This is a genomic window from uncultured Lamprocystis sp. (assembly GCF_903933125.1).
Classification (GTDB): domain Bacteria; phylum Pseudomonadota; class Gammaproteobacteria; order Chromatiales; family Chromatiaceae; genus Thiodictyon.
On sequence record NZ_CAIZIZ010000441.1, the window covers coordinates 20,962 to 29,210 of the forward strand.

Genomic DNA, 8,249 nt, shown 5'->3' on the forward strand with positions numbered 1-8,249 from the left:
GAGCCGGCTTCCAGCCGGCGGCGGCCGACGCAAATCACCCACGCCTCAGACCGCCGCCCGAGCCAACCGCGCCGGACGCGGATCGCGGTCGGCCCACCAGCGCAGCGTGAACAACACCGCGGCAAACACCCCGAGCATCCCCCCGATCCAAAGCGCCGATGCGGTCGGGTCCCGGCTAAAGATCGCGGCCTGATAAAAGACCGTCGCCGCGATGTAACCGAGCCCCGTGGTCCAGGCCGCGGTGAAGACGGCCCAGCCGGGCGTGGTCTCCCGATAGATCGCCGCGATGGCCGCCACGCAAGGCGCATAGAGCAGGATGAACAGCAGGTAGGCAAAGGCTCCGGCCGCCCCGTCGAAGCGCGCCGCCATGGCGCCGAAGGTGCCGGTACTGACCTCCTGGGCCGCGGCCGTCGCCTGCGTGTCGGTCAGGTCACCGACCGCCAACCCCAAGGGATCACCCCAGGCGCCGAGCGCATCGCCCAGATTCGCCGGGATGGTGGCCAGCGCCGCCTGCAGACCGCCGGTCAGACTGAAGGGTGCGGCCTCTTCCGGTTCGCCCGCGTCCGCCGCGGCCAGCGCCGAGTAGGTCGCGTTGAGCGTCCCCACCACCGCCTCTTTGGCCAGTATCCCGGTGAAGATACCGACCGTGGCCGGCCAGTTCTCGGCATTGAGCCCCATGGGTGCGAAGGCCGGTGCGATGGTGCGGCCGATCTCCGCCAGGACCGACTTCTCGCTGTCCTCGTTGCCGTAGGTCCCATCGGTGCCGATGCTGTTGAGCACATTGAGCACCAGCACCATCGGGACGATCACCCGACCGGCCCGCACCACGAACCCCTGGGTGCGCTCCCAAGTGCGGATCAGCACGCCCTTGAGCGTCGGCAGATGATAGGGCGGCAGTTCCATGACGAAGGGCGTGCTCTCACCCTTGAGCAGCGTGTGCTTCATCGCAAACCCGGTGAGCACCGCCGCCGAAATCCCGATCAGATAGAGCCCGAACACGATGTTCTGGCCACCCACCGGAAAGAAGGCGGCAGCGAACAGGACATAGACCGGCAGCCGCGCCCCGCAGGACATGAAAGGGGCCATGAGAACCGTCAAAATCCGATCGCGCGCGTTCTCCAGCGTGCGCGCGGCCATGATCGCCGGCACATTGCAGCCAAACCCGACCAGCAGCGGCACGAACGCCTTGCCGGGCAGGCCGATGGTGCGCATGAAGCGATCCATGACGAAGGCCGCCCGCGCCATATAGCCCGAGTCCTCCAGCGCCGACATGAAGATATACAGGAAGGCGATGATCGGGATGAAGGTCGCAACCACCTGGATACCGGCGCCGATACCGTTGGCCAACAGCACGATCAGCCACTCGGGGGCCGCCAGCCGCGTCAACACCTCGGCGGTCCCGTCCACGAAGATGGTCCCGGCGGCCTGATCGAAGAAGTCGATGAAAGCCCCGCCGATGTTGATGGTGAACATGAACATCAGATACATCACGACCAGAAAGATCGGGATGCCCAGGGCGCGGTTGAGCATCACCCGGTCGATGGCGTCAGACCGGTTGCGCGACGCCTGACCGGTGCGGACCACGGTCGACTGCGTCAAGGCATGACTGATCCCATAGCGGGCGTCGGCCAGCAGGATGTCCACGTCGTCCGCCTGGTCACCCAGCAGGGCGCGGACCGTCTCGGTGCCGATGGCATCGCCCACCAGACGGCGTGCCAGATCGTCACCCTCCAGCAGGCGGGCGGCCAGCCAGCGCGGCGCATCGCCGCTGGCCGCGGCAATCGGCGTGAGCCGCGGCAGCAGGGCGGCGATCGCGGACTCGATGAGCGGATCGAAGGTGATCGCCAGACTGGGCACCGGCCGCGCCGCCGCGGCCTGCAACAGCACCGCCTTGAGGTCATCCACCCCCTCCCCGCTGGCCGCCGACACCGGGACCACCGGACAGCCGAGTTGCCGTGCCAACGCGACCGTATCGATGCGCAACCCCTTCTCGCGGGCCACGTCCATCATGTTCAGGGCTACCACCAGCGGCCGGCCCGTTTCGATCAGTTGGGTGGTGAGATAAAGGTTCCGCTCCAAATTGGAGGCATCCAGGATATTGAGGATCAGATCCGCCTCGCGAGCATGCACGAAGTCACGGGCGATACGCTCATCCAGTGAGACCTCCTGATCCGTCACATCCAGGGAGTAGGTTCCGGGCAGGTCGACCAGCGTAAACTCCGCCCCCTGGAACCGATAGCGCCCGGTCTTGCGCTCGACCGTCACGCCGGGCCAGTTGCCCACCCGCTGACGGGAGCCGGTCAGGGCGTTGAACAGCGTGGTCTTGCCGCAGTTCGGATTGCCGACGACGCCGATCGTGAAGGTTTGACCCGGACTGGAATGGGTGTTGTCGGTACTGCTCATATCAACCGCTCCACGTTCAGCGTCGCCGCCTCGTCTTTGCGCAGACTCACCGAGGTCCCGCGCACCCGCACTTCCACCGGATCGCCCATGGGCGCCACCCGCACCACCTGGAACTCGACCCCCGGCGTCAGCCCCATGGCCAGGAGCTTGCGTCGATACGCCTGGCCACCGGGCGCGAAACCCTGCACCCGGCCTTGATCGCCGGCCTTCATCTCTTTCAGCATGATCGACATCTTGAACCTACTTAACGGCTGTGCCGGGTGTCATGGGCGCGGCACGCACCGCCGGCCCAAAAACGCATCATAATGGTGCAACCAGGATCTTGGCGGCCATCCCGCCGCCCAAGGCGATGCGCGCCTCACCGCGGGCGACCAGCAGGCCGCCGCCCTGACGCTGCACCACCTGGATTTCGGCGCCGACATTGAGCCCCAGTTCGGTCAGGCGCAACGACAGCGTCTTGCCGCCGCGCAGGGCGAGGATACGCACCGGCGTCCCCTCATCGGCCATCATCAGCGGAAAGCCCTTGGGCTCGGTGTCCATGTTTGACTCTGGTTTGCGGCTCTGGATTGACGACTTTGGAACTCGGACATTAATGCGAACGATTCGCATCTTACTCCCCGCCGACCGGTTAACGCAAATCCTTCTCATCTACGGTACAGTAGCGCGGCGTCGGCCCGACCATCCGTCACCGTGGCCCGAAAGCCGACCGCGGGCGCCCGGACCCGCCTGTCGGCCAACTGCCCCGCCCCGCCGCGACTGAGCACACGCGCGATGACGCCTTTCGTCTACCCTGACCGATCACATTGCCTAATCCTTGGAGCCCCGACATGACCAGTGACGCGCAGCCGGCCACAACCCCGACGGACGACTGGGAGGTCTTTCAACTGGACGACCTGGTGGCGCAGGTCGCGCCGGGCGCCCTGTCCCTGCGCGAGTTCCTGCGCACGCCCTCGTTGAGCTGTTCCATCTACCACCTGCCGGTCGGCTCCCGTGACATGGCGAGTGCGCACGAGGAGGACGAACTCTATCTGGTGCTCAGCGGACGCGCCCGACTGCGGGTCGGAACCAGTGAACACGAGGTGCGCCCAGGCACCTTGATGTACGTTCACGCCGCCTGTGATCACACCTTTTTCGACATTGAGGAGCACCTGACCGTCCTGGCCTTTTTTGGTGCCCCCCTGCGCGGGCGCTGGTCCGCGCGGGACGCTTGAGCCTGGAATAGGCATATTCCGCGCCAGGATGCCTGGGCTGGCGCTTGCGCAGCGGCTCCAAATTCGGGTGACCGTCGCCGGCAGCGTGTCGGCGGCGGGGTTGATGGTGGATGCGCTGCGCTTATCCACCCTACAAGACCGGCGCTGCCGTAGGGTGGATAAGGCGCGCCGCTCGATGTCAGGGGCCTGGCACGGTGGTCGCGCGCGCCGCATCCACCAGGGGTCGCGCGATGCCACCCAAATTGGGAATCGCTGGCGCCTGCGGGTCCAGTATGATGAATTTTAATTTCGTCATACAATGCGTCCGAACGCGGACCTCAAGTCCGTGAGCACGCACTCGCGACCCACTCAGGAGCAACCGCTATGCCCGGCACCCCCACGCGCATCCCTGGTCCAGAGATCGCCCTGATGGGCCTGCTCGCCCTCGCTCTGACACCGGCAACGCCGGCCGCGGCGCATTTTCAGGAACTGATTCCATCGACCGAGATCGTCACTGAAGGGGGGAACACCCCGGTCGGCCTGAGCCTGGCGTTTACCCACCCCATGGAGCGCGGACCGGTGATGGAAATGGCCGAGCCGGTGCAGTTCGGGGTCCTGGGTCCAGCCGGGCGGGAAGACCTGAAATCCGCGCTGAAACGGATCAAAGTCGACGGGAAATCCGCCTACACCGCCGAGTACCGCGTCAAAAAACCGGGTGACTATGTGTTCTTCGTCGAGCCCGCGCCCTACTGGGAGCCGGGTGAGGGCAAGATGATCGTCCACTACACCAAGGTGGTCGTGGATGCCTTCGGCGCCGAGGACGGCTGGGATGCCGCCCTCGGCCTGCCGGTGGAAATCGAACCCCTGGTGCGCCCCTACGGCCTGTGGACAGGCAATCTGTTCCGCGGCATCGTCAAACAGTACGGCAAGCCGGTCCCCTTTGCGGCAGTCGAGGTGGAGTGGCGCAACGACGGGTCGGTCAAGCCCCCGGCCGACCCCTTCGTCACCCAGGTCATTAAGGCCGACAGCAACGGCGTTTTCAGCTATGCGATGCCCAAGGCCGGCTGGTGGGGCTTCGCCGCTCTGCTGGACGGACCGGCCCCGCTGACCAATCCGGACGGCAAGGAGGTCCCGGTGGAACAGGGCGCGCTGATCTGGGTGCGCACACGGGATATGTGATCCATGGCCCACATCCCAGACGGCGTCCTGTCCGCTCCGGTCCTGATCGCCGGCGCCATCGCCTCGGCCGGACTGTTGGCGCTGGCCTTGCGGCGCCTGGACTATGACCACCTGCCCGCGGCGGCGGCGCTGTCCGCCGCCTTCTTCGTCGCCTCATTGATCAGCGTCCCGGTGGGTCCCAGCAGCGTCCATCTGCTGCTGAACGGGCTCATGGGCCTGCTGCTCGGCTGGACCGCCCTGCCCGCCCTGTTCGTCGCATTGGTCCTGCAAGCCGTCTTCTTTGGCTACGGCGGCTTCGCGGTGCTGGGCGTCAACACGCTGAACATGGCCCTGCCGGCGCTGCTCTGCGCGCTGGCGCTGCGCCCCTTGCTACGCCGCGAGCGGCCGTGGTCCGGGGCACGTCCGGTGTTCTGGATCGGCGCTGCGGCAGGCGGTGCCGGAGTCCTGCTGACCGCCGTCATGCTGGCCCTGAGCCTGGGCCTGAGCGGTCAGGCCTTCATCCCCGCCGCCCAGGTGCTGGTCATCACCTATGTGCCGCTGGCCCTGGTGGAAGCGCTGATCACCGGCACCGTGCTGCGTTTTCTGCAACGGGTCGAACCCGACCTGCTGCCCGGGCCTCGCGCACTGGAGGTCGAGGCTTTACCGTGAACCTGCGTCGTCAGGCCATCCTGGCCTGTCGGCGTCGGGACTGGAAGAGTCAGGGCTGGAAGCCCAGACGACGCAGTGGTGGAGAGGTCTTTAATGTTCCGGGATTTGTCGTTGTCGTTGTCGTTGTCGTTGTCGTAATCGAGGTTCTCATGGCGCCCCGGCGGATTCTCTCGCACCTCGTACCGATCCTGATCCTGCCGGGTCTGGCCCTCAGCACCCCCGCCCAGGCCCACAAACTGCGCGTCTTCGCCGCGGCCGAAGGCCCACTGATCACCGGGTCGGCCTATTTCGCCGGGGGCGGCGCGGCTGCCGGCGCCCGCATCCGCGTCGTGGATGCGCAGAACCGCACCCTGGCTGAGCCAACCCTGGACGCCGCGGGCCGCTTCAGCTACCGCGCCCAAGCCGCCGCGGATCTGCTGATCGTCGCCGAGACCGGCGACGGCCACCGCACCGAGTGGCGGATACCCGCGTCCGACCTGACCGGGTCCTTCCCGGCCACCGACTCAGGCGCGCCCGAGCCGCCCGCGACGGCCCCGACCGCCGCGGCACCCCCAACGCCGGCGCCGAGCGGCCTTGATCCGCTGCTCACAACCGCCATCGAGGGCGCGGTCGCCCGGCAACTGCGCCCGCTGCGCGAGGAGTTGCAGTCCTTTCAGGATCAGGCGCGGCTGCGCGACATCCTGGGCGGCCTCGGCTACATTCTCGGGCTCATGGGTCTGGCCCTCTGGTGGCGGAGCCGGCGGACGGCTGCTCGACCTTGACCACGGCGCTCTTTCCCACTGACGGGGCGTCCGCGGCGGACTGGCTGGCGGCCCGGGACACACGTCTGCGGCTGCTCGCCGCCGGCCTGTTCGCCCTGATGACCCTGAGCCTCACCCAGTTCTGGACCTTACTGACGGCCGGGCTGATCGCGCTCACCCTGGCATCCGCCGCGGGGCTGACGCTGCGGATGCTGCGCGGCCGGCTGCTGGCCCTGGAAGGCTTCATGCTGTTCCTGCTCCTCACCTTGCCCTTCACCGTCCCCGGCGAGCCGCTGCTGACACTGGGCCCGCTGACCGCCAGCCGCGCCGGCGTCGCGCAGGCGCTGCTCATCCTGCTGAAAGCCAATGTGATCGTGATCACCCTGCTCGCCCTGGCGGGAAGCCTGGAACCGGTCGTCTTCGGCCATGCACTGGCGCGACTGGGACTGCCCGAGAAACTGGTGCACCTGCTCTTGTTCACGGTCCGCCAGATCCATCTGCTCCATCAGGAATACCAGCGCATGGATCAAGCCATGCGGGTACGCGCCTTCCGCCCGCGCAGCGACCGCCACACCTGGAACAGCTACGGCTGGCTGATCGGGATGCTGCTGGTACGCAGCCTGGCCCGCGCGCGGCGCATCATGGGCGCCATGCGCTGCCGCGGCTTCCACGGCCGGCTCTATCTCCTGGACACGCCGACTTGGAACCGCGGCGACACTTGGTCGGCCGCGGCCCTGGGGGTGATGGTGACGGCACTGACGACGGCGGACCGGCTGTGCTGACGGACACCGGGACCGGATCGGTAAACCCACCCCTGCTGGAATTGCGCCGAGTTCACTTTGGCTACGCCGACCGCGCGGTGCTGCGCGGCGCCGATCTGGTCTTACACGGCGGCGAACGGGTCGCGCTGATCGGACCCAACGGCGCCGGCAAGACCACCCTGCTGCATCTGCTGGTCGGCCTGGCCCGCCCCAGCGCGGGCGAGGTCCGCGCCTTCGGTCAGACGCGCCGGACCGAGCCCGACTTTCACGACGTCCGCACCCGGGTCGGTCTCTTGTTCCAGGACTCGGACGACCAACTGTTCTGCCCCACCGTGCTGGAAGACGTGGCCTTCGGCCCGCTCAACCTGGGCCGCACCCCCGCCCAGGCCCGCGCCGATGCCGAGCAGGTCCTGGCGGCACTGGGCCTGTCCGGGTACGCCGACCGGGTCACCCACCGCCTCTCGGGCGGGGAGAAACGCCTGGTTGCACTGGCCACCATCCTCGCCATGCACCCCGCCGTGCTGCTGCTGGACGAGCCCACCACCGGCCTGGACGAGGCCACCCAGGAACGGCTCATCGGCCACCTGTCCGCCTTGCCCCAGGCCATGCTGATCGTCTCGCACGACCACCGCGTCCTGGAGCAGTTGGTGCAACGTGCCGTGCTCCTGGTCGACGGGCAACTCGCCGCGGGGACGCTGCACCAACACCCCCACACCCACCGCCATGCCCACCTGCATGTGCACGCCCCGGCCGAGGTTGCCGACCATGGGGACCCGGCCGCGGCGCCGATCCACGGCGAGCATCACGAGCCGTGATGCCTGACCCCAGGAGCCCGCTTGTCAGGCTCTTCATTCTTTGAGGCAAAAGGCAGACCTCACTCGGTTGTCGGCAAGCCTCAAGCAGCAAGTCTTGTTAGGCTCTTTGTGAGAGGCCAAAGACAACTAAGCCGCGTGGTCATGAATGTCTTGATGCTCAGCAGGTTTAGGGCTTGCTGGCACAACGCGGCGGCCTTGACGGCCTTGCTTCTGGCGAGCATCTTCACAGATCGCGTGCAGGTCATTCCCGAACCATTCAGCGTACTCTCTGCGGGTGTTGTGGATCTCGTCAATAATTGGGTTCGCCTTCATGTTAAGTACTCCAACAGAATATTTTATATGGCGCTATTATGTTAAGTTACTGTTTTTAATTTGTTTTATTTTTCGTTTATCTCTGATCTCTTATAAACAATTGTGTTGATGTACTTATATCTCTAATAGCTCCAATGGTGTGCAAATGATGGGCGGCTCATACCCGAAAGAGCGGATAACCGCTTCTATTCTGCTTCGGAA

At 66.4% G+C, this 8,249-nt stretch carries 10 protein-coding genes; 6 read left to right on the top strand and 4 right to left on the bottom strand.

Going from position 1 to position 8,249, the window contains the following annotated elements; all coding sequences use genetic code 11:
* Positions 1 to 45 precede the first annotated feature (45 nt).
* The 3 genes from feoB to QZY03_RS23655 form a co-directional block, all read right to left on the bottom strand.
* Positions 46 to 2,403 carry a Fe(2+) transporter permease subunit FeoB gene (gene feoB, locus QZY03_RS23645; protein ID WP_295585188.1) on the bottom strand — a complete coding sequence of 786 codons (2,358 nt, stop codon included), beginning with the start codon at positions 2,401 to 2,403 and terminating at the stop codon, positions 46 to 48.
* A complete protein-coding gene (locus QZY03_RS23650; protein ID WP_295585190.1) occupies positions 2,400 to 2,636 on the bottom strand; it encodes a FeoA family protein in 237 nt (78 codons plus the stop codon). The genes feoB and QZY03_RS23650 overlap by 4 nt, the downstream gene beginning before the upstream one ends.
* Before the next feature lie 67 nt (positions 2,637 to 2,703).
* Positions 2,704 to 2,943 (bottom strand): FeoA family protein, encoded by a 240-nt coding sequence (locus QZY03_RS23655; protein WP_295585192.1) that lies wholly within the window; start codon positions 2,941 to 2,943, stop codon positions 2,704 to 2,706.
* 287 nt (positions 2,944 to 3,230) lie between these two features.
* Between QZY03_RS23655 and QZY03_RS23660 the strand changes: the two genes are divergently transcribed.
* The 6 genes from QZY03_RS23660 (at position 3,231) to QZY03_RS23685 (ending at position 7,736) form a co-directional block, all read left to right on the top strand.
* Complete coding sequence (locus QZY03_RS23660) at positions 3,231 to 3,614, top strand: cupin domain-containing protein (protein ID WP_295585194.1); 384 nt, start codon at positions 3,231 to 3,233, stop codon at positions 3,612 to 3,614.
* Positions 3,615 to 3,977: 363 nt separating this feature from the next.
* The gene (locus QZY03_RS23665; protein ID WP_295585196.1) at positions 3,978 to 4,772 is read left to right on the top strand and encodes a DUF4198 domain-containing protein; all 795 of its coding nucleotides are present in this window, start codon (positions 3,978 to 3,980) and stop codon (positions 4,770 to 4,772) included.
* A gap of 3 nt (positions 4,773 to 4,775) precedes the next feature.
* A complete protein-coding gene (gene cbiM, locus QZY03_RS23670; protein ID WP_295585197.1) occupies positions 4,776 to 5,420 on the top strand; it encodes a cobalt transporter CbiM in 645 nt (214 codons plus the stop codon).
* Positions 5,417 to 6,181, top strand: coding sequence for a hypothetical protein (locus tag QZY03_RS23675; RefSeq protein WP_295585199.1), 765 nt, complete (start codon positions 5,417 to 5,419; stop codon positions 6,179 to 6,181). Before cbiM ends, QZY03_RS23675 begins: the two co-directional genes overlap by 4 nt.
* Complete coding sequence (gene cbiQ, locus QZY03_RS23680; RefSeq protein WP_295585201.1) at positions 6,178 to 6,942, top strand: cobalt ECF transporter T component CbiQ; 765 nt, start codon at positions 6,178 to 6,180, stop codon at positions 6,940 to 6,942. The genes QZY03_RS23675 and cbiQ overlap by 4 nt, the downstream gene beginning before the upstream one ends.
* Positions 6,936 to 7,736 (top strand): energy-coupling factor ABC transporter ATP-binding protein, encoded by an 801-nt coding sequence (locus QZY03_RS23685; protein ID WP_295585203.1) that lies wholly within the window; start codon positions 6,936 to 6,938, stop codon positions 7,734 to 7,736. The genes cbiQ and QZY03_RS23685 overlap by 7 nt, the downstream gene beginning before the upstream one ends.
* A gap of 126 nt (positions 7,737 to 7,862) precedes the next feature.
* On the opposite strand, the gene QZY03_RS23690 is transcribed toward QZY03_RS23685, so the two are convergent.
* Positions 7,863 to 8,048: a hypothetical protein gene (locus QZY03_RS23690; protein WP_295585205.1), complete on the bottom strand. Its 186-nt coding sequence runs from the start codon at positions 8,046 to 8,048 to the stop codon at positions 7,863 to 7,865.
* Positions 8,049 to 8,249: the final 201 nt, after the last annotated feature.